Origin of the sequence: Pseudomonas sp. AU12215 (assembly GCF_001675465.2) — a bacterium.
Taxonomy (GTDB): Bacteria; Pseudomonadota; Gammaproteobacteria; order Pseudomonadales; family Pseudomonadaceae; genus Pseudomonas; species Pseudomonas nitroreducens.
Window position 1 is genome coordinate 23,828 of record NZ_MACM02000125.1, and the last position, 21,103, is coordinate 44,930.

Here is a 21,103-nt window from a genome sequence, read left to right on the forward strand (position 1 = left end):
CGCCCTACAAAACACTTTCCTGGAGTTCCGGTCGTGGCGGTGCGGCTTCTGTAGGAGAGAGGGGGACGCCATCGTCATTGCTCGCGAACACGATCTCCCTCCCGTCAATACCGGCGCAGGAGGGGTTCGCGAGCAAGCTCGCTCCTACAAAAAGCAGGGGCTGCGGGAGATCAATCCTGACGTTGCAGGTGATCGAGAATCCGCCGATTGAGAGCGGCGATACGCTCCACGGCGTCCGCCTCATCGCACTCGGTATCCGACGCACCGAGCTGGCGGGCGCAGAGGTTGAGCGCAGAGAGCACCATCAGCTCATTGCTGGTGACGTAGGGGAATTTCTTCTTGCTGGCGCTGATCTCCGCCTGCAGCAGCGCAGCCGCGTCCTGCAGCCGGCGCTCTTCACCGGCCGGCGCCCGGACGCTGTATTCGCGCCCGAGGATGCGCAGGACGCGGACGCCGTCGCCACTCATGCGCTGGCGCGGCTGTCGCTGACGCGGCGGATCAGCGCCTGCAGGCGAGTCGCGGTGGCGTTGTGCTTCTCTTCCTGCTCCATGAGCGACAGTTGCAGCGTGTCGTTTTCCTCACGGGCCTTGAGCAGCTCTTCACGCACCTGGGCGTTGTCCTGCACCAGTACTTCATTCTGCTGCAGCAGCTCGGCGACCAGCTGTTCAAGTTGTTCGAGGGTGGAATCGAGCATGGGAGCCTCCGCAAAGCCTTTCAAAGGGTGCGGAGGATAAAGAAAGGGGCGCGGCGGGGCCAGTAAAAACGCGGTTCTTCTGACAAGCCGTATGCTGTCGATTCAATGGCTTACGAGATAATTCTCGTGCTATTTCAATGATTTCCTACCACCAACGAAATTTGGACCGGGAATCAACCCACAAGGTTCGCCTACGGCGCCGGCTTCCGCTCCGATGGGGAAGGCATCCTGCAGGAGCGAGCTTGCTCGCGAACCAGGGCTCGCTGCGGGGATTGTTCGCGAGCAATATCGATGGCCCCTCGCTCCTACGAAGAGCCGGAACGTCAGATGCGAATCACGCCTTCCTCACGCAGCAGCTTGAAGATTGCCTCGGCGCCCGCCTCGGGAGAGACGTCCTTGAGGACCTGCCCGGTACCGCCAGAGGCCTTGGCGGTGGCGGCCTTCATGCGTTCGGCGCCGGTCTTCGCCTTGATCATCTTCAGCCGCTTGGGACGCGGGCGCGCGGGTTGCAGGTTGCCGTCGGCAAGCAGTGGATCGTCCACCACCTCCACTTCGTGGGCTTCCAGATAACCCCGGCGAGCCGGGCCGAAGGCGCTCTGGCGAGCCGCCGGCGCGGCATTGTCGACGCTGGCGACGAAGGGCAGGCGCACCTTCAAACGACGGCGCTGGCCGCGAGGCAAGGCCTGCAATACCTGGGCACTGCCGCCTTCGAACTTCTCCACTTCCGCCAGGCCGACCACCAGCGGCCAGCCGAGGCGCTCGGCCAGCAGGAAGGGCAACATGCCGGAGCCTTCACCGGTTTCCGCCTGGGTACCGGTGAGCACCAGTTGCGCATCGCTGTCGCCCAGGTAGGCGGCCAATGCTGGCAGTACGTCGGCACCGGCAGGCTGTTCGAGCACGGCCAGCTCATCCAGGCCCATGCCGAGGTAACCGCGCAGCGCTTCTTCCCCGGCATCACCGGCATGCACGACGCGCAGGCGCTTACCGGCGAGGTTCATGCCCAGTTCCACCGCACGGGCATCCTGGTCGGCGCGCCGCGCACGGCCAGAGGCCGGGTGGGCGCCGATGGACACCAGGGCGACGATGTTCAGGTCGTTCATAAGCCACCTCGGGCTTTCAAGCTGGCGTAAGGCGAATAACGCGCAGCGTTATCCGCCGATGATGCGTTGGCGGCGGATAAAGCCGAAGGCTTTATCCGCCCTACCGAGGAACTCCTATCACGCCGCATCGCGCGCCGCTCCATTGCGATGGGCTTCGGCCAGGACCATCAGCGCCTTGAGGATCGCGGCGGAATCACCGATCACCGAGAGATCGGCGCGTTTGATCATGTCGCAGCCCGGGTCCATGTTGATCGCCACCACCTTGTCGCAGGAACCGATGCCCTGCAGGTGCTGGATCGCCCCGGAAATGCCGACGGCAAGGTAGACCCGCGCGGTGACCCAGGTACCGGTGGCGCCAACCTGACGGGCACGCGGCATGTGGCCGTCGTCCACTGCCACGCGCGAGGCGCCTTCGGTGGCGCCGAGCGCAACGGCGGCGCGATGGAACAGCTCCCAGTCCTTCACGCCGTTGCCACCGGAGAGGATGAACTCCGCCTCGGCCATGGGAATCTGCGCCGGGTCCACGGCCACCGGGCCGAGGTCCTCGATGCGCGGCAGGTTGCGCGCGACGCTGCTTTCCAGTTCCACGGCGCGGGCCTCGTGCCGGGTTTCGCTGACCGGCTCCGCACACTCGGCGGCAGCCAGAATCAGGCGCGGCAGGTCGCGGTGCAGGTCCTGCTGGCCGGCTCCGGCGCGACCGATGCAGCGCTCGCCTTCGGCCTGCCAGACGCGGGTGGCCGGGCGTTCGCCCAGGCTGGCGGCGAGACGGCGGCCGAGTTCGCCGCCACCGGTGCGGCTGTCGGGCAGCAACCAGTGACGCGGTGCGAACTGGCTGTTGGCCGAACGCAGCGCCAGCACCCTTTGTTCCGGGGCGTAACCGTCGTATTCGTTGCCCTCGATCTGCAACAGGCGGTCGACGCCGGCGGTGTCGAAGGCGGTTTCCTTGTGCTCGCCGAACACCACGGCCAGCACCGCACCGTCGCTGCCGGCCAGCTTGCGGGCCAGGCCCAGCAGGTCGCGGTCGTGGCTGGAGAGGCGGCCGCCCACCATGTCGGGCACCACGGCAATCAGGAAGGCCGGCTGCTCGATGATCACCAGCGGCAGCTGCATCACCTCCGGCGCGCTGCTGCGCTTGCCGCCTGCCGTACCTTGCTGGCCACCGGAACGGTCGATGCGCTTGACGCCATTGGCCCCGATGAAGCCGACGGCGTGGGGATTCTTGCGCACCACGCCGTTCGGCCCCATCCAGCGGCTCTCGCCACCCTGAGCCGATTGCATGGCCGCGTGCAGCGGGTGCAGGCGATTGCGGGCGATCCACTCGGCCCGCGGGTCGCGGCGGATGATGTCGCTCATGCTCGATGCTCCGGGCTGGAGTAGGGCGAATAACGCGCAGCGTCATCCGCCGAAGTGGCCGAGGCGGCGGATAAAGCCTTCGGCTTTATGCGCCCTACGGGGCTACGCAGGACGTTCACAGGTGCACCTCCACCGCTTCTTCACGGCGCGCCAGCGAGGGCTTTTTTGCCGGCACCTCGGTGGCCTCGATGAGGACCTCGGCGACCAGTTCGGCGATGTCCTTGATCTCCGGGCGCGGCGCGACCACGCCTTCGAGCATGGCGGTGCATTGCGGGCAGCCCACGGCAACCAGTTCGGCGCCGGTTTCCTTGATGTCGACCATGCGCATGTCGGGAATCCGCTGCTTGCCGGGGATGTCGGTGATCGGCGCGCCGCCGCCACCGCCGCAGCAGCGTGAACGGAAGCCGGAGCGGGCCATTTCCTTGACCTCGATGCCGATGGCCTTGAGCACGGCGCGCGGCGCTTCGTACTCGCCGTTGTAGCGGCCGAGGTAGCACGGGTCGTGGTAGGTCACGCTGCCGGCCTTGCTCTGGCCGAGGTTCAGCGCGCCCTTGCGCACCAGTTCATCGATGAAGGTCGTGTGGTGCAGCACCTGGTAGTTGCCGCCCAGCGCGCCGTATTCGTTCTTCAGCACGTGGAAGCTGTGCGGGTCGCAGCTGACGATGCGCTTGAAACGGTACTTGGCCAGGGTGGCGATGTTGCGTTGGGCCAGGGTCTGGAAGGTGGCTTCGTCACCCAGGCGGCGTGCCACATCGCCGCTGTCGCGCTCCTCCAGGCCGAGCACGGCGAAGTCGACGTTGGCGGCCTTGAGGACCTTCACGAAGGCACGCAGGGTGCGCTGGTTGCGCATGTCGAAGGCGCCGTCGCCGACCCAGAACAGCACGTCGGCCTGCTGCTTGTCCGCCAGCAGCGGCAGGTTCAGGTCGGCCGCCCAGTTCAGCCGGCCGCCGGGGGCGAAGCCGCCGGGGTTGTCGGTGGCGATCAGGTTTTCCAGCACCTCGGCGCCCTTGTTCGGGGTCGCGCCCTTTTCCAGGGTGAGGTGGCGGCGCATGTCGACGATGGCGTCGACGTGCTCGATCATCATCGGGCATTCCTCGACGCAGGCGCGGCAGGTGGTGCAGGACCAGAGCGTCTCGGCATCCACCAGCGCCTTGCCGTCCAGCGCGACGATCGGCTGGTGCGGGCCGCCGCGGTGTTCGCCCAGCGGTTTACCGGGATACGGGCTGCCGGCAAAGTTGGCGTCGCTGCCACCGGCAAGGCCGATGACCATGTCCTGGATGAGCTTCTTCGGGTTCAGCGGCTGGCCGGCGGCAAACGCCGGGCACATGGCTTCGCACTTGCCGCACTGCACGCAGGCGTCGAAGCCGAGCAACTGGTTCCAGGTGAAATCGGTGGGTTTCTCGACGCCCAGCGGCGCCATCGGGTCCTGCAGGTCCAGCGGCTTGAGGTCAGTGGAGCGGCCGCCGCGCCCATCTTTACTGGAGAACCGTTCGGCGCGGCGGTGCCAGGCCAGGTGCAGGGCACCGGCGAAGGCGTGCTTCATCGGGCCGCCCCAGGTCATGCCGAAGAACAGCTCGGACACACCCCAGGCCACCCCGATGGCAAGAATGGCTGCGAGGAACCAGCCGCCGAAACCCTCCGGCAGGATGCCGGCCACCGGCAGGGTGGCGATGAAGAAGCTCGCCGAGAACATCAGCAGGCTTTTCGGCAGGCGCATCCACGGGCCTTTCGACAGGCGCGACGGCGGGTCGAGGCGGCGCTTGGCGACGAACAGCGCGCCACCAAACATCAGCGCGGTGGCCGCCAGCAGGGCGAAACCGAGAATGCGGCTGTGCAGGCCGAGACCGTGCACGAGGATGGCCAGCAGCGCGGCCAGCACGAAGCCGCCAGCGGTGGCGACGTGGGTCTTCGACATGTACTTGTCGCGCTCGACCACGTGGTGCAGGTCGACCAGGTAGCGACGCGGCATCTTCAGCAGGCCGCCGATCCAGTCGACCTGCGCGGGCCGGCCACGGCGCCACATCGCGAAGCGCTTCACGGCGCCCAGCACGGCGAGGCCGAGGGCGGCGAAGAGCAGGATGGGGAGGATGATGTTGAGCATTTCTGGTCTCCCTACGGGACCTCAGGGGGCGCTGGACAAGCTCCCTCTCCCGCTTGCGGGAGAGGGCGGGGGGAGAGGGTGTTTCCGGTCGGCTCGGTCACTTGGCCTACCACCCTCTCGCCAACCCTCTCCCTGAAGGGAGAGGGGGTTGTCCGTGCTTGCCGGACATCACATGACGTGTCTTAGAAGTCCTTGCACAGTCGCAGCGCGTCGTAGATCGCCGCATGGGTGTTGCGCTGGGCCACGCAGTCGCCGATGCGGAACAACAGGTAACCGTCACCCCCGCTGTTGTCATCAAGAGCACTGAGACACGGCTGCGGCTTGATCGCGAACAGCGCCTCGACGTCGATCTGGCCCTTGTTGCGGGAGCCCTGCTTGAGCGCGTAGTACAGGCTCTCGTCCGGGCGCACGCCATTCTCGACGACGATCTGGTCGACCACCCGCTCTTCCTTCGCGCCGGTGTATTCGTTCTCCAGCACCGCTACCAGCTTGTCGCCCTCGCGGTAGACCTTCTCCAGCATCAGGTCGCCGGTCATGATCACTTCCTTGGGGTACATGCTGCGGTAGTAGGTCGGGAAGGTGGTGCCGCCGATGGCCACGCCCGGCTTGATGTCGTCGGTGACGATCTCGACCTGGGCGCCCTTGTCGGCGAGGAAGTCCGCCACCGACATGCCGCTGAACTCGCAGATGGTGTCGTAGACCAGCACGTTCTTGCCCGGCGCGACCTTGCCGTCGAGTACGTCCCAGCTGCTGACCACCAGCCCGTCGGCGGCGCCCCAGTGTTCGTTCTGCTCGAGGAACGGATGGCCGCCGTTGGCCAGCACCACCACGTCGGGGCGCAGGTCGAGGATGGTGTCGGCATCCGCGCCGGTGCCCAGGCGCAGGTCGACGTTCAGCCGCGCCAGCTCCAGCTGGTACCAGCGGGTGATGCCGGCGATCTGGTCGCGCTGCGGGGCTTTCGAGGCGGTGGTGATCTGTCCGCCGAGCTGTTCCTTCTTCTCGAACAGGGTGACGTCGTGGCCACGCTCGGCGGCAACGCGCGCCGCCTCCATCCCTGCCGGGCCGCCACCGACGACCACCACCTTGCGCTTCACGCCGGTGGTCTTCTCGATGATGTGCGGCACGCCCATGTACTCACGGGACGTGGCGGCGTTCTGGATGCACAGCACGTCCAGGCCCTGGTACTGGCGGTCGATGCAGTAGTTGGCGCCGACGCACTGCTTGATCTGGTCGATCTGGCCCATCTTGATCTTGGCGATCAGGTGCGGGTCGGCGATGTGCGCGCGGGTCATGCCGACCATGTCCACGTAGCCGCCTTCGAGGATGCGCGTGGCCTGGTTCGGGTCCTTGATGTTCTGCGCGTGCAGCACCGGCACGTTGACCACTTCCTTGATGCCGGCGGCCAGGTGCAGGAACGGCTCCGGCGGGAAGGTCATGTTCGGGATGACGTTGGCCAGGGTGTTGTGGGTGTCGCAACCCGAGCCGACCACGCCGATGAAGTCGAGCATGCCGGTGTCGCTGTAGTACTTGGCGATCTGCTTCATGTCCTCGTGGGACAGGCCGTCCGGGTGGAACTCGTCGCCGCAGATGCGCATGCCGACACAGAAATCGTCGCCGACTTCGGCACGCACGGCCTTGAGCACTTCCAGGCCGAATTTCATGCGGCCCTCGAAGGTGCCGCCCCATTCGTCGGTGCGCTTGTTGACCCGCGGGCTCCAGAACTGGTCGATCATGTGCTGGTGCACGGCGGACAGCTCGACGCCGTCCAGGCCGCCGGCCTTGGCACGGCGAGCCGCTTGCGCGTAGTTGCCGATCACCCGCCAGATCTCTTCCGGCTCGATGGTCTTGCAGGTGGCGCGGTGCACCGGCTCGCGCACGCCGGAGGGCGACATCAGGGTCGGCCAGTTGAAGCCGTCCCAGCGCGAGCGGCGGCCCATGTGGGTAATCTGGATCATGATCTTGGCGCCATGCTTGTGCATGGCGTCGGCCAGGTTCTGGAAGTGCGGGATGATGCGGTCGGTTGAGAGGTTCACCGAGCTCCACCATTCCTGCGGGCTGTCGATGGCGACCACGGAGGAACCGCCGCAGATGGCCAGGCCGATGCCGCCCTTGGCCTTCTCCTCGTAGTACTTCACGTAGCGCTCGGTGGTCATGCCGCCGTCGGTGGCATACACCTCGGCGTGAGCGGTGGAGAGTACGCGGTTGCGGATGGTCAGCTTGCCGATCTGGATCGGCTGGAACATTGCCTCGAAAGCCATTGCGGCATCCTCACGGGATCAGAGGTTTCTTGTTGTCTGGCGGCCTTGCGGCTGCTTGTTCGCGAGCAAGCTCGCTCCTACAGAGGGCGAAAGATCAGAGCGGTTTGACGACGAACAGGCCGTCGTCGTGGCCTTCCTCGGCGCCGCTGTAGACCTGCTCGGCGACGGTGCGGATATCGCTGCCGCGTGCCTGGAGAATCTGGTCCATCGCGCCGGCGAACCAGCCGGTGAACATGTAGTCGACCTTGCGGTTGACCTTGCCGTAGACGTAGACGAAGGCCGAGTGCTTCAGGCGAACCTGGGCGGTGCCCTTGTCGAGGTCGATCTGCTCGATCTGGAACAGGCCCCAGCCGCGCTGGGACAGGCGCTTCATGTAGTGCTCGAAGACTTCCACGCCGACCAGGCCGTGGCACTCCGCTTCCTTCTCGCACCAGTGCCAGGCGGACTTGTAGCCGGCCTTGTAGAGGATTTGCGCGTAGCGCTCGGCGCCCAGCTCTTCCTCGATGCCCATGTGGTTGTTGACGAAGAAGTGCCGCGGTACGTAGAGCATCGGCAGGGCGTCGGTGGTCCAGACGCCGGTTTCGCTGTCGACTTCGATGGGCAGTTCGGGGGCGTGTTTGGCCATGTGTGCAGCTCCGATTCCGGGTAGGACCCGCTCGCTCTGGGAGAGGGTCGGGATGTAGAGGATCGCGGGTGAGCGCCGGCGGCCCTCACCCCTTGCCTCTCCCGCGAGCGGGAGAGTGGAAAGTCGGTGTTACTCGCCCCACACGTCTTTCAGGACGCGCACCCAGTTCTCGCCCATGACCTTGCGCACCACGCGCTCGGGCATGCCGCGCTTGAGCAGGGTTTCGGTGAGATTGGGGAACTCGCCCACGGTGCGGATGCCGAGCGGGTTGACGATCTTGCCGAAGTTGGTGAGGCGGCGGGCATAACCCTTGTCGTGGGTCAGCCACTCGAAGAAGTCCTGGCCGTGGCCCTGGGTGAAGTCGGTGCCGATGCCGATGGCGTCCTCGCCAACGAGGTTCATCACGTACTCGATGGCTTCGGCGTAGTCGTCGATGGTCGAGTCGATGCCCTTGGCGAGGAAGGGCGCGAACATGGTCACGCCGACGAAGCCGCCGTGGTCGGCGATGAACTTCAGCTCGGCGTCGGACTTGTTGCGCGGATGTTCCTTGAGGCCCGACGGCAGGCAGTGGGAATAGGTGACGGGCTTCTTCGACTCGAGTATGACTTCCTCGGAGGTCTTCGAGCCGACGTGGGACAGGTCGCACATGATGCCGACGCGGTTCATCTCCGCGACGATCTCGCGGCCGAAACCGGAGAGGCCGCCGTCGCGCTCGTAGCAGCCGGTGCCGACCAGGTTCTGGGTGTTGTAGCACATCTGCACGATGCCCACGCCCAGCTGCTTGAACACCTCGACGTAGCCGATCTGGTCCTCGAATGCATGGGCGTTCTGGAAGCCGAAGAGGATGCCGGTCTTGCCCTGCTCCTTGGCCTTGCGGATGTCCGCGGTGGTGCGCACCGGGATGACCAGGTCGCTGTTCTCGCGGATCAAATTGTTGCTCGTGACTATGTTGTTCACCGTGGCCTGGAAGCCTTCCCACACGGAGACGGTGCAGTTCGCGGCGGTCAGCCCGCCCTTGCGCATGTCCTCGAACAGCTCGCGGCTCCACTTGGCGATGATCAGGCCATCGATGACGATGCTGTCGGCGTGGACTTCGGCTGGGCTCATCTTGGCGTACCCCTTCTCAGGCTTGGCGCGCCGGGGCTTGTGCCGACGCTTTGCAGGCAGGATATCCCTGCCCCCCGAGGCGACCCGGTTCGAAAACGACCAGGGTCGACCCGAAAGCGTCAACCTCGCGACATGGGCGACAGCGTTTGCGTCGCACAGGGGAATGTGTGGTGCGGAACCCCATGTGCTGCAGGGTTCGCAGTACCTGTAGGAGCGAGCTTGCTCGCGAATGCTCTTCGTTGCGGGACGCGGCGTGAGAGCTGAAAACGCCCTCTCCCCAGCCCTCTCCCTGAAGGGAGAGGGAGCGATCCTGATTTCGCGGAAAGACCAGCGTCAACCAGCGAGCACTTGATCTGCCCGCTGCACGAACAGTCCCCTCTCCCTTCAGGGGGAGGGTTAGGGAGGGGGTATTTCGTCGGCGGCACCGGGTCCGCCGGGGGACATTCGCGAGCAAGCTCGCTCCTACAAGTAACGCTGCGCCAGGGCGATTTCAGCGCTTGCGCCAGCAGGCGAAGAGGTTCCACGCCACCAGGCCGGTGACGAAGGCGGAGCTGCTGTAGAAGAGCATGGCGTCCAAGGGGATTCCTCTTCAACGACAGCGCCCCCGCAAAGGGGGCGCTGGGTGGCGGGGGCTTACTTCTCGGCGACCAGGCGCGCGTGGGCGGATTCCTCGCCCAGGTTGTTCAACATCCGCTCGCTGTACCAGTCGAGGAAGTTGATCACACCGAACTCGTAGGTCTTGGAGTACGGCCCCGGCTGGTAGGCGGTGGAGTTGATACCACGCTGGTTCTCTTCGGCCAGGCGGCGGTCCTGGTCGTTGGTGGCGTCCCAGACTTCGCGCAGGCGCGCCACGTCGTAGTCGACACCTTCCACCGCATCCTTGTGCACCAGCCACTTGGTGGTGACCACGGTTTCCTGCGCGCTGATCGGCCAGACGGTGAAGACGATCAGGTGGTCGCCCATGCAGTGATTCCACGAGTGCGGCAGGTGCAGGATGCGCATCGATCCCAGGTCCGGGTTCTGGATGCGGCCCATGAGCTTCTTGCTGCCCTGCTTGCCGTCCATGGTCATGGACACGGTGCCCTGCAGCAGCGGCATGCGCACGATGCGGTTGCGCAGGCCGAAGCTGGCGTGGGCGTACGGAATCTTCTCCGCTTCCCAGGCGGTGGTGCAGGCTGCCACCTGGTCCTTGAACGCCTGGCTGGCGCGCGGGTCGGTGACGTCGTCCCACTCCAGCAGGGTGTTCAGCAGCTCCGGGTGCGAGCCGTTGCAGTGATAGCACTCGCGGTTGTTTTCCAGCACCAGCTTCCAGTTGGCCTTTTCCCGCAGCGTGGTCTGCACCGCCACCTTGGTGTTCTCCATGTCGTACGGCTCCATGTAGTGCTCGAGCGTACGCAGGAAGTCATCGATGGCCGGCGGGTTCTCCGACAGCGAGATGAAGATGTAGCCGCCGGCGGTCTTCACGTTCACCGGTTTCAGGCTGTAGTCCTTCATGTCGAAGTCGGCGCCCATCTCGGTGCCGGCGAACAGCAGGCGGCCGTCCAGCTCGTAGGTCCACTGGTGGTAGGGGCAGACCAGCTTGGCGACCTTGCCCTTGTCGCTGACGCACAGGCGCGAACCACGGTGGCGGCAGACGTTGTGGAAGGCGTGGATCTTGCCCTCGGCGCCGCGCAGCACGATGACCGGGTTGTCGCCGATCTGCAGGGTGAGGAAGTTGCCCTTGGCGGGGATCTCGCAGGTCATGCCGGCGATCAGCCATTCCTTGTGGAAGATCTCCTGCATGTCCAGCTGGAACAGGCGTTCGTCGTTGTAGAAGGGTTGCGGCAGCGAGAAGCTGTGGTCGCGAGTGCGCAGCATCTCGGCGGTGGCCTTGCGGGCCGGTTCCAGCGGATCGCCCAGACTCAGGGTAGTAGTGACGTCCATTGCTAGGTCCTCATGCCGCAGCCCGTTTGGCTGCCGGCGGAAATAAGTGGCTGATACGGTGTGCCACGCAGGGCATTTGCGGCAGGTGCCAGGCGCGCCGAGTGCGCCGTTTCCCGCCGTCTCGCTCAACCTGGGGGGTTGCTCGGCATGGAGCTGAGTGTGGGGCCGCGCCCTGTAGGAACCCTTATCCATGGGCGACACGGCCAGATCATTTCCCGACGCGCAACCGCACGTCCCAGGCGGCAGGTCGCGATAAGCATGCAAATGTCGCTGGCAGGTAAATGCACCGGTCATCCTCGTGCACACAATCCGCCCCATCAGGCATGCCGACAGGCCCCGTGCTTTCTACGCTCAAGCGACGTAGGCAACGGACCCCGGCGCTGCCCCCTCAGGCCCAGCACGGCCCGCGTGCGCGGAGAGACAGCATGTCGACGAACACCTTCCTCAACCCGGTGAACACCCAGACCTGGGCCAACGGCCGCCACCTGGTGCGCTGCGTGAAAGCCATCCAGGAAACCTGGGATGTGCGCACCTTCTGCTTCATGGCCGACGCGCCGATCATGTTCTTCTTCAAGCCCGGCCAGTTCGTCACCCTGGAACTGGAGATCGACGGCCAGCCGATCATGCGTTCCTACACCATCTCCAGCTCGCCCTCGGTGCCGTACAGCTTCTCCATCACCATCAAGCGGGTGCCCGGCGGCAAGGTCTCGAACTGGCTGCACGACAACCTGAAGGAAGGCGACCAGATCCCGGTGCACGGCCCGGTGGGCAACTTCAACGCCATCGATTTTCCCGCCGAGAAGGTGCTATTCCTCTCCGGCGGTGTCGGCATCACCCCGGTGATGTCCATGTCGCGCTGGTTCTTCGACACCAACGCCAACGTCGACATGGTCTTCGTGCACAGCGCGCGCACGCCCAAGGACATCATCTACCACCGCGAGCTGGAGCACATGAACTCGCGGATCAACAACTTCAAGCTGTACCTGGTCTGCGAGAAGTACGAGATGGGCGAGTCCTGGGCCGGCTATCGGGGCTTCCTGAACAAGGCGATGCTGCAACTGATGGCGCCGGACTACCTCGAACGCGAAGTCTTCTGCTGCGGCCCGACGCCGTACATGCATGCGGTCAAGCGCCTGCTCGAAGCCGAAGGCTACGACATGTCGCGCTACCACGAGGAAGCCTTCGGCCCGACCCCACCGGAAGTGCGCGCCGACGTGAAGGAGCTGGCCGCCGAGGCCGCCGAAGCGCCAGCCGTGCCGCTGGCCGAGCAGAACCTCGTGGAATTCTGCGAAACCGGCAAAAGCATCCGCGTGGCGCCGGGCGAGACCGTCCACGCCGCCGCTGCCCAGCTCGGCCTGCACATTCCCAAGGCCTGCGGCATGGGCATCTGCGGCACCTGCAAAGTAATGAAGCGCTCCGGCGAGGTGGAGATGGAGCACAACGGCGGGATCACCGACGAAGATGTCGCCGAAGGCTACATCCTGTCCTGCTGCAGCGTGCCCAAGGGCGATGTGGTGATCGAGTACTGATCACAGGCTGCCCCCATCCGTCCCACACGTTACCCACCGAGTTATCCACAGGAAAGGGGTGTCCCGGCGCAAGGCTGGAGACACCTCCGGCCGACCCGAATGGCCGCCTCGATCCCGCCTGCAACCCGCATGCCACGTGGCTTACGGCAGACCGACGAGGCCATTGTGGCGACGCGTGGAAGCGCACAGGCACGGGCCTTTGCGGCGCCCGCCTGCGACAACTATCCACATTCGTTCAATCTTCTTCCGGGGTTGCCTTGTAGCCACTGGACAGGCGCTGCTGCACGTCCTGTGGGACGGCGCTGTAATGGCTGGAGGAAAGGCTGTAGAGCCCCTGCCCGGCGGTAATGGATTTCAAGCGATTGGCGTAGCCGTCCATCTCCGCCAGCGGGACCTGGCCACGCACCAGCGCGACGCTGGCCGACAGCGACTCGGTACCCAGCACCTGGCCCCGGCGGCCGGTGAGATCGGCGGTGATATCGCCCAGATGCGACTCGGGCGTCGTCACCTCGATCTGCATCACCGGCTCCAGCACGATGCCCCCGGCATTGCGCAGCGCATCGAGCATCGCCTTGCGCCCGGCGGCCTGGAAGGCGATGTCCTTGGAATCCACCGAATGGCTCTTGCCGTCGAACACCGTGACCTTGACGTCTTCCACCGGGAAGCCGGCCAGCGGCCCGGCTGCCAGCGCCGCGCGCACGCCCTTTTCCACCGAGGGGATGAAGTTGCCGGGGATCACCCCGCCCTTGATCGCATCGACGAAGGCGAAGCCCTCGCCACGCGGCAGCGGCTCGATGCGCAGGAACACCTCGCCGAACTGCCCCGCTCCGCCCGTTTGCTTCTTGTGCCGGCTGTGGCCCTCTGCCGCTCGCGTGGCGGTCTCGCGGTAAGGGACGGCCGGCGCGCGGGTCTGCACCTCCAGCTTGTATTGACCGGCCATGCGTTCCAGCAGGTAGCGCAGGTGCATCTCACCCATGCCGCGCAGCACGGTCTGCTGGGTCGAGGCGTTGTAATCCAGACGCACACAGGGGTCTTCGGCCTGCAGGCGCTGGAGGATTTCCGCCAGGCGCTGCTCGTCGCCGCGGCGGCTCGCCTCGATGGCCAGGCCCTGCATCGGCTCGGGGAATTCCAGCGGCTTGAGGTGGATGTGGTCCTCATCGTGGGAATCGTGCAGCACCACCCCGTACTCCAGTTCGTCGACCTTGGTCAGCGCGCCGAAGTCTCCCGGGATCAGCCACGGCGCCTCCTCATGCTTCTTCCCCTGCAGGCGCAACAGGTGTCCGACCTTGAACGGTTTGCGCCCGTCGCCGGCGAACAACTGCATTTCCCGGCGCACCGTGCCCTGATGCACGCGGAATACAGCCAGGCGGCCGACGAAGGGATCGATCACCACCTTGAACACGTGGGCCAGCACATGGGCCTTGGGGTCCGGCTGGCAGGTCACCGGGTGTTCCTTGCCCTTGTCGTCGGTGCGCAGGAACAGCGGCGGGTTGCCTTCGCCGGGGTTGGGCGCGAGGCGCGCGAGAATGTCGGCCAGCTCAGGGACGCCAGCACCGGTGCGGGCAGAAACGAAGCACAGGGGAATCAGGTGCCCTTCGCGCAGCGCACGCTCGAAGGGTTCATGCAGCGCCTCGGGCGCCACCTCGCCCTCCTCCAGGTAATGCGCCATCAGCGCCTCATCCACTTCCACCACCTGGTCCACCAGCGCCTGATGCGCCTCGGCCACGGAGGAGAAGTCAGCCTGCCCGTCAGGATTGAAGAAGCAATCCACAACCCGCGCGCCACCCTCGGCGGGCAGGTTGAGGGGCAGTACTTCCTTGCCGAACGACTCGCGCAAACCCGCCAACAGGGCCGGCAGGTCAACGCGCTCGGCGTCGATCTTGTTCACCACCAGCATCCGGCACAGGCCGCGTTCGCCCGCCCAGTCCATCATCCGCCGCGTGGACAGCTCGATGCCGTTCTGCGCATTCACCACCACCAGCGCGGTTTCCACCGCAGCGAGCGCCGGCAACGCGTGGCCGATGAAGTCGGGATAACCGGGGGTGTCGACCAGGCGGATGTGTGCGCCCGCGTGCTCGAAGTGCGCCAGTGCGGCGGCCAGTGAGTGGTGGTACTCGCGCTCCATGGGGTCGGAATCGCAGAGGGTGTCGCCGCGCTCCAGCGAACCCATGCTGGGGATTGCGCCGGCGTGCTGCAGCAGCGCCTCGGCAAGCAGGGTCTTGCCGCTGTCACCGTGGCCGACCAGGGCCACGGTGCGGATCTGTTCCACCGAGTAACTGGACATGCTGGATCTCCCGCCACCAGGGTTTCTGCCCGCCGTGGCTAAATTATAGGCAGCCTCCCCCAGGGCCCTGGACAAATATTGATCAACCCCGCGAGAGCCATAGGGAGCGGGGCTCGCAGCGATCCATCCACAACCCGCCCACAAGTTCCTGGCAGAACGCTGCACAGCCGATGTGGAAAACTCGCCGGAAAAGCCGCTGGAAGCCAGTAACGACGCCACTTTCGCCATTTGATCAAAAAACGTACTGATATGAGGACGGCGCGCCGTGCGCGGCCTCCAGCGATCTGGGTACAGCTTGTCCACAGCTTCCTCGAGATTCGCCCCACAGCCATTGTGGAAAGTTTTACGCCGCTCCCGGCGCCGGGGAAAAGTCGCTGTGGATCAATTGCTTGCTCCCTTGCTGGTCAATCCTTGAGCAAGGCTGTGAAACCCACGGCAGGCGTGGCGCGGAGGATGTTTTCCACAGGAGGCGCACAAGCGGGTCAACACAAACCGGGGATAGCGGAGGAAAGATCGTGCACAGACCCTTTGCCGAAAATCGATACACAGACTCCCAAGTGGTTGAAAAGAAGGAGTTGATCAGAAAACAGCCAGATTCGGGCAAGCCAGGCACCACCAGCTCCGCAGGCACCTCCCAACAGGTTTTCCACAGGTTGGGCAAGCGTGCCTCCACAGCAGCTGTGGAGATCTCCCCAACGCTCACTTCTACCTCTGCAAGCCGCGAATAACGGGCACCTTGCGAAAATGAGCGACGATTTTCCAGCCGTCACGAAAGTGCCGCGGGAGTGTCATTTTCCACCAGGTTGTCCACAGCTTTATCACAAGGTTTCCCCGGTATCTTCGCCAAACGCTGAAACACAGCCGGCGCGGCCTTCCCTGAGGTGCAGGGCTATGCTGGATTTCCCCAGCAGAGGAGCCAGTCCCATGATCCTGACCACCACACCCACCATCGAGGGCAAGACCATCCAGGAATACCGCGGCATCGTGGTCGGCGAGGCGATCCTCGGCGCCAACGTGTTCCGCGATCTGTTCGCCGGCCTGCGCGACATCATCGGCGGCCGCTCCGGAGCGTACGAGAAGGAGCTGGGGCGGGCGCGGGAGATTGCCTTCGAGGAGCTGCAGGAACGCGCCGAGGAGCTGGGCGCCAACGCCGTGGTCGGCATCGACCTGGACTACGAGGTGGTGGGCCAGAACGGCAGCATGCTGATGGTCAGCGTGAGCGGGACGGCGGTGAAGATATAGAAATCCTGCTTGTGCTCCGGGAGGTCCGTGCCTTGCATTCCCCTCACCCCAGCCCTCTCCCTCAGGGAGAGGGGGCAATCCGTGCCGGCTGAGACCACCGTCTCATCCTGTGCCAATCGCTCCGTGGAGAGTGAGCCCCCTTGTAGGAGCGAGCTTGCTCGCGAACCGCAGTCCGCCTGATTCCACGGAGTGAAGCGAGGCTACGGATGTTCGCGAGCAAGCTCGCTCTTACCATCAACCCGCGCCGCTCAAATATTGACCAGACCTGTGCAGGCCAGTCCGCCCGCGGCCTGCAAGCATTCATCCACAGGTTGGCGACAGGTTGCCCGTGCAACCGTCCCCAGCGCCTGGGGACAACTCCGGCGCCCTTCAGCCTGCCGCCATGACCTTGCGAATGTCAGCGGCCAGTTCCTCGACCCGCTCGATCTCGGTGTCCCACGAACACATGAAGCGCGCGCCGCCGGCGCCGATGAAGGTGTAGAAGCGCCAGCCGAGCTGACGCAGGGCTTCCAGCGCCGGTTCGGACATCTGCAGGAACACGCCGTTGGCTTCCACCGGGAACATCAGCTGCACGCCCGGCACATCGGCGACGCGCTCGGCCAGCAGTTGTGCACAGCGGTTGGCATGGCTGGCGTAGTGCATCCAGGCATCGTCCTGCAGCACGCCCACCCAGGGCGCGGCGAGGAAGCGCATCTTCGAGGCCAGTTGGCCGGCCTGCTTGCAGCGGTAGTCGAAGCCTTCGGCCAGCTCGCGGTTGAAGAACAGGATGGCCTCACCCACCGCCATGCCGTTCTTGGTACCGCCGAAGCACAACACCTCGACGCCGGCCTTCCAGGTCAGCTCGGCCGGGGTCGCGGCGAGGAAGGCGCAGGCATTGGAGAAGCGCGCGCCGTCCATGTGCAGGTGCAGGCCCAGCTCGCGGCAGGTGGCACTGAGCGCCTGCAGCTCATCCGGGCGGTAGACGGTGCCGACCTCGGTGGCCTGGGTGATGGTGACCACGCGCGGCTTGGGATAGTGGATGTCCTGGCGCTTGAGGGCGATCTCGCGGATCGCAGCCGGGGTCAGCTTGCCCTGGGCGTCGGTGCGCGCCAGCAGCAGCTTGGAGCCGTTGGAGAAGAACTCCGGCGCGCCGCACTCGTCGGTCTCGACGTGGGCGGTCTCGGCGCAGATCACGCTGTGGTAGCTCTGGCACAGGGCGGCCAGGGCCAGGGAGTTGGCCGCGGTGCCGTTGAAGGCGAAGAAGACTTCGCAGTCGGTCTCGAACAGCTCGCGGAAATAGTCGGAGGCACGGGCGGTCCACTGGTCGTCGCCGTAAGCGCGCTCGTGGCCGCGGTTGGCCTCGGCCATCGCCGCCCAGGCTTCGGGGCAGATGCCGGAATAGTTGTCGCTGGCGAACTGTTGGGTGTTGTCGGTCATGGGCTGCCTCGGCACTGCGCAGAAATGTCAGTCAGCAGCGTAGCGAAAACCCCGCCTCTCGTGCAGCCGGACTCTTACAGCCGCTGGTTCACGTAGGCGCTGACGAACTGCTTGGCATCCTGGGTCGCCGACAACTGCTGGTCGTAGCAGACCTTCCGGGTATTGCTCTCGCCGGGGAGCATCACTTCACCGCAATCGCCCCGCAGTACCAGGGCGATAGGTTCCCTGTCCTGGGAATGCAGCTTGAACAGGGATTCGTCGAGCAGGCTGAGGCCATCCATCCGATGGATGCGCATGTTCCATGCGTGGGCCACCCCGCCGATGCGCACCAGGAACATATTGGCCTTGCGCGGGCCTATCTGTTCAAGCCAGACCTTGACGCCGTCCGCACCGCTGTAGGCCTTGACCTCGGGTGCGGGTTGCGCGGGTATCTGCGTCGCATGGCCGGCCAGCGAAAACGCCGCTGCCAGCAGCAGGGGCAGGTTTCTCAATTTGAATTTCATGGTCCTCCACCTCGGCCTCGGGCGATCGGTAACGAACGATGCCGAGAATCTTCCTAAGAACTAGGTGAGATGGAGGATCAGAAACCGGAATGACTTCCTGTCAGATATATCTCTATCTGTCAGGGCAGCTTGGTCAGCGCCATCTGCTCGGAGATCGGCACGAACAGCTCGCGCAGGGACTGGGCGGTGCCGCCGTTGGGCTTGTCCGGCGAGGTCATGTTGAGCACGTAGCGGCCCTTGATCAGCCCCGTCAGGCTCGACTCGCCAGCCTTGTCGTCCGGGCCCGGCACGCTGATGGCCAGCGGGTCGCCCATACGGGTGCTGTCGATCACCGGCAGGTACTGCTCGCCGCCGAACTGCGCGGCGGTGCCGTTCTGCAGCGCGGCCTGGCGCGCCTGGTTGAGCAGCGAGACGTTCTTCGCGGTGGTGTCGCGCAGCTTGGCCTGGGCGGCCAGGTACTGCTTGGCGGCCTCACCCTGTTGGTCGGCGCCCGGCGCCGGCAGGCCGGTGTCGGTCAGGGTCACGACCAGTTGCTGGCTGCCATCGGCCTTGCCGTAGACGATGGTGGCACTGTCATAGCCGCACTCGCGGGACAGGTAGGGATAGCCGTAGACGGCCTTGGTCGGCGGCAACGCGCGTTCCAGTTCATGGCCGGAGCAACTGTCGCCAGCCGGGGTAGCGGCGGCGCTGCTGGCAGCCTGGGGCGCTTCGGCCTTGGCGGGTTTGCTGTCGTCACCACAGCCCTGCAGCGTCGCGGTGAGCAGCAGGGCGGAAAGCAGAGTCAGGGAACGGTTCATGGCGTCCTCGCATTTCGTGAGGGTCGCAGTTTAGTCCCTTGGCCGGGCGGTTCCTATCCAAAGCTTCATTGCGCGGGTTTGCAGAGCCAGCGACCGGATCTCTCGTCGAAGCCCGCGTCAATGACTGCGAGCCCGTCGCCGCGCGACTCCAGGCAGAAGGTCCTCATGAACGTCGCCCGTGCGCCGTCCCCGCGGCTGTCGTGCCCACCAACGGTGACGCTGTACAGGCCCGGCTCGAGGGGCCGGGCCGGAGTTTTCTCGGTGAAGCCGGGGATCGCCTGGCCGTAGGCGAAGCAGGTGTCGCTGCGCAGCGGCACGCCCTGGGCCGGCTCGATACTGGAAGATGCCCAGAACGGCTCGTAAGGCTCGCGGGAGACCTCAATGTCATGCACCGCTACCTGCCGCTCATCCACCTTCAGCGTGCGGTTGAAGAACAAACCGGGCGACTTGAACGCCGCGCCGCCGAAGCACAGCGTCCTGCCCTGCATCCAGACATTGGCGTCGCCGTCGAACAGGCGCGACATGCCCCAGGCCGACCCCGTCGACACCAGCAGGGCAAGGCCCAGCGACCCCCATAGAAAGCAGCGCTTCATCCGCATGACTCCACCGGCCACGCCGCCCTGGCGCAGGCATGTCGCATTCTGACCAGCCGTCGCGAGCAATTCCACGCACCCGGTCGCTTTTGCGCCTGTCGCGGCATGTCGCAAACGCACCTACCCGCGACGTGCGCAGGCATCTGGACCGGCTGGGCCAGTCATACCATCGCTGCCATGGGGACCACTCGGTCCCGTACCGGCCATGGCGCTTCCGGGCGCCGCAGGGAGACCAGCGATGTTCAGCAAGCACGACCAGATCCAGGGCTATGACGACGAACTGCTCGCGGCGATGGATGCCGAGGAAGCGCGCCAGGAGGACCACCTCGAGCTGATCGCTTCGGAAAACTACACCAGCAAGCGCGTCATGCAGGCTCAGGGCAGCGGGCTGACCAACAAGTACGCCGAAGGTTATCCGGGCAAGCGCTACTACGGTGGTTGCGAACATGTGGATAAAGTCGAGCAGCTGGCCATCGACCGCGCCAAGCAGCTGTTCGGCGCCGACTACGCCAATGTGCAACCGCACTCCGGCTCCTCGGCCAACGCCGCCGTGTACCTTGCCCTGCTCAACGCCGGCGACACCCTCCTGGGCATGAGCCTGGCCCACGGCGGCCACCTGACCCACGGCGCCAAGGTGTCGTCCTCGGGCAAGCTGTACAACGCGGTGCAGTACGGCCTGAACACCGACACCGGGCTGATCGACTACGACGAGGTCGAGCGCCTGGCCGTGGAGCACCAGCCGAAGATGATCGTCGCCGGCTTCTCCGCCTACTCCAAGACCCTGGACTTCCCGCGCTTCCGCGCCATTGCCGACAAGGTCGGGGCGCTGCTGTTCGTCGACATGGCCCACGTTGCCGGCCTGGTCGCCGCCGGCCTCTACCCGAACCCGCTGCCCTACGCCGACGTGGTCACCACCACCACCCACAAGACCCTGCGCGGCCCGCGCGGCGGCCTGATCCTGGCGAAATCCAACGAAGAGATCGAGAAGAAGCTCAACTCGGCCGTCTTCCCCGGCGCCCAGGGCGGCCCGCTGATGCACGTGATCGCCGCCAAGGCGGTGTGCTTCAAGGAAGCGCTGGAGCCCGGCTTCAAGGACTACCAGGCCCAGGTGATCAGGAACGCCCAGGCCATGGCCAAGGTGTTCATCGAACGCGGCTATGACGTGGTTTCCGGCGGCACCGACAACCACCTGATGCTGATCAGCCTGGTGAAGCAGGGCCTGACCGGCAAGGAAGCGGACGCCGCCCTCGGCCGCGTCGGCATCACGGTGAACAAGAACGCCGTGCCGAACGACCCGCAGAGCCCGTTCGTCACCTCCGGCATTCGCATCGGCACCCCGGCGGTCACCACCCGTGGGCTGAAGGAAGAACAGTGCCGCGAGCTGGCCGGCTGGATCAGCGACGTGCTGGACCATCTGGGCGACGCCGACGTCGAGGCCAAGGTGGCGACCCAGGTCGCCGGGCTGTGCGCGGACTTCCCGGTCTACCGTTGACGAACTTCCTTCTCCCTCTGGGAGAAGGTGCCCGAAGGGCGGATGAGGGGGAGCAACCCCCCCCCCCCCCCCCCCCCCCCCCCCCC

General features: G+C 65.6%; 17 protein-coding genes. 3 read left to right on the forward strand and 14 right to left on the reverse strand.

Translation table 11 applies throughout. The features are described from left to right. Positions 1 to 170 precede the first annotated feature (170 nt). The 9 genes from A9513_RS16455 to gbcA all read right to left on the reverse strand — a co-directional run bounded on the left by A9513_RS16455 (position 171) and on the right by gbcA (position 11,161). On the reverse strand, positions 171 to 467 hold the full coding sequence (locus A9513_RS16455) for a cell division protein ZapA (RefSeq protein WP_024766747.1): 297 nt from the start codon (positions 465 to 467) through the stop codon (positions 171 to 173). Continuing rightward, complete coding sequence (locus tag A9513_RS16460; protein ID WP_024766748.1) at positions 464 to 694, reverse strand: hypothetical protein; 231 nt, start codon at positions 692 to 694, stop codon at positions 464 to 466. Before A9513_RS16460 ends, A9513_RS16455 begins: the two co-directional genes overlap by 4 nt. Before the next feature lie 323 nt (positions 695 to 1,017). After that, positions 1,018 to 1,794, reverse strand: a complete 777-nt coding sequence (locus tag A9513_RS16465) for an electron transfer flavoprotein subunit beta (protein ID WP_065085093.1) — start codon at positions 1,792 to 1,794, stop codon at positions 1,018 to 1,020. Between the two features lie 117 nt (positions 1,795 to 1,911). Further along, a complete protein-coding gene (locus A9513_RS16470; RefSeq protein ID WP_065085094.1) occupies positions 1,912 to 3,147 on the reverse strand; it encodes an electron transfer flavoprotein subunit alpha/FixB family protein in 1,236 nt (411 codons plus the stop codon). Positions 3,148 to 3,262: 115 nt separating this feature from the next. Next, on the reverse strand, positions 3,263 to 5,248 hold the full coding sequence (gene dgcB, locus A9513_RS16475) for a dimethylglycine demethylation protein DgcB (RefSeq protein ID WP_065085095.1): 1,986 nt from the start codon (positions 5,246 to 5,248) through the stop codon (positions 3,263 to 3,265). Between the two features lie 182 nt (positions 5,249 to 5,430). Further along, positions 5,431 to 7,506, reverse strand: coding sequence for a dimethylglycine demethylation protein DgcA (gene dgcA, locus A9513_RS16480; protein ID WP_065085096.1), 2,076 nt, complete (start codon positions 7,504 to 7,506; stop codon positions 5,431 to 5,433). 94 nt (positions 7,507 to 7,600) lie between these two features. After that, positions 7,601 to 8,131 (reverse strand): 4-vinyl reductase, encoded by a 531-nt coding sequence (locus A9513_RS16485; protein WP_024767038.1) that lies wholly within the window; start codon positions 8,129 to 8,131, stop codon positions 7,601 to 7,603. A 129-nt stretch (positions 8,132 to 8,260) separates the two neighbouring features. Beyond that, entirely contained in the window at positions 8,261 to 9,238 is a 978-nt protein-coding gene (locus A9513_RS16490) for a dipeptidase (RefSeq protein ID WP_024767037.1), read from the reverse strand. Between the two features lie 633 nt (positions 9,239 to 9,871). Continuing rightward, positions 9,872 to 11,161 (reverse strand): glycine-betaine demethylase subunit GbcA, encoded by a 1,290-nt coding sequence (gbcA, locus tag A9513_RS16495; protein ID WP_024767036.1) that lies wholly within the window; start codon positions 11,159 to 11,161, stop codon positions 9,872 to 9,874. A gap of 425 nt (positions 11,162 to 11,586) precedes the next feature. Here gbcA and gbcB point away from each other — a divergent pair, with 425 nt between their 5' ends. Then, on the forward strand, positions 11,587 to 12,690 hold the full coding sequence (gbcB, locus tag A9513_RS16500; protein ID WP_038803790.1) for a glycine-betaine demethylase subunit GbcB: 1,104 nt from the start codon (positions 11,587 to 11,589) through the stop codon (positions 12,688 to 12,690). A 235-nt stretch (positions 12,691 to 12,925) separates the two neighbouring features. Here gbcB and fusA read toward each other — a convergent pair whose 3' ends face one another. Then, positions 12,926 to 14,974: an elongation factor G gene (gene fusA / locus A9513_RS16505; RefSeq protein ID WP_065085097.1), complete on the reverse strand. Its 2,049-nt coding sequence runs from the start codon at positions 14,972 to 14,974 to the stop codon at positions 12,926 to 12,928. Positions 14,975 to 15,898: 924 nt separating this feature from the next. Between fusA and A9513_RS16510 the strand changes: the two genes are divergently transcribed. Continuing rightward, on the forward strand, positions 15,899 to 16,216 hold the full coding sequence (locus A9513_RS16510; protein ID WP_037012683.1) for a heavy metal-binding domain-containing protein: 318 nt from the start codon (positions 15,899 to 15,901) through the stop codon (positions 16,214 to 16,216). 369 nt (positions 16,217 to 16,585) lie between these two features. Here the strand turns inward: A9513_RS16510 and A9513_RS16515 are convergent, their stop codons facing one another. The 4 genes from A9513_RS16515 to A9513_RS16530 all read right to left on the reverse strand — a co-directional run bounded on the left by A9513_RS16515 (position 16,586) and on the right by A9513_RS16530 (position 19,600). Further along, positions 16,586 to 17,632 (reverse strand): low specificity L-threonine aldolase, encoded by a 1,047-nt coding sequence (locus tag A9513_RS16515; RefSeq protein ID WP_065085098.1) that lies wholly within the window; start codon positions 17,630 to 17,632, stop codon positions 16,586 to 16,588. Between the two features lie 74 nt (positions 17,633 to 17,706). Beyond that, positions 17,707 to 18,135 carry a hypothetical protein gene (locus A9513_RS16520; protein WP_024767032.1) on the reverse strand — a complete coding sequence of 143 codons (429 nt, stop codon included), beginning with the start codon at positions 18,133 to 18,135 and terminating at the stop codon, positions 17,707 to 17,709. A gap of 119 nt (positions 18,136 to 18,254) precedes the next feature. Continuing rightward, entirely contained in the window at positions 18,255 to 18,932 is a 678-nt protein-coding gene (locus tag A9513_RS16525) for a hypothetical protein (protein ID WP_024767031.1), read from the reverse strand. 65 nt (positions 18,933 to 18,997) lie between these two features. Further along, positions 18,998 to 19,600 (reverse strand): hypothetical protein, encoded by a 603-nt coding sequence (locus A9513_RS16530; RefSeq protein ID WP_141678439.1) that lies wholly within the window; start codon positions 19,598 to 19,600, stop codon positions 18,998 to 19,000. Positions 19,601 to 19,763: 163 nt separating this feature from the next. On the opposite strand from A9513_RS16530, the gene glyA reads away from it, so the two are divergent. Next, positions 19,764 to 21,017, forward strand: coding sequence for a serine hydroxymethyltransferase (glyA, locus tag A9513_RS16535; protein ID WP_065085100.1), 1,254 nt, complete (start codon positions 19,764 to 19,766; stop codon positions 21,015 to 21,017). Positions 21,018 to 21,103 lie beyond the last annotated feature (86 nt).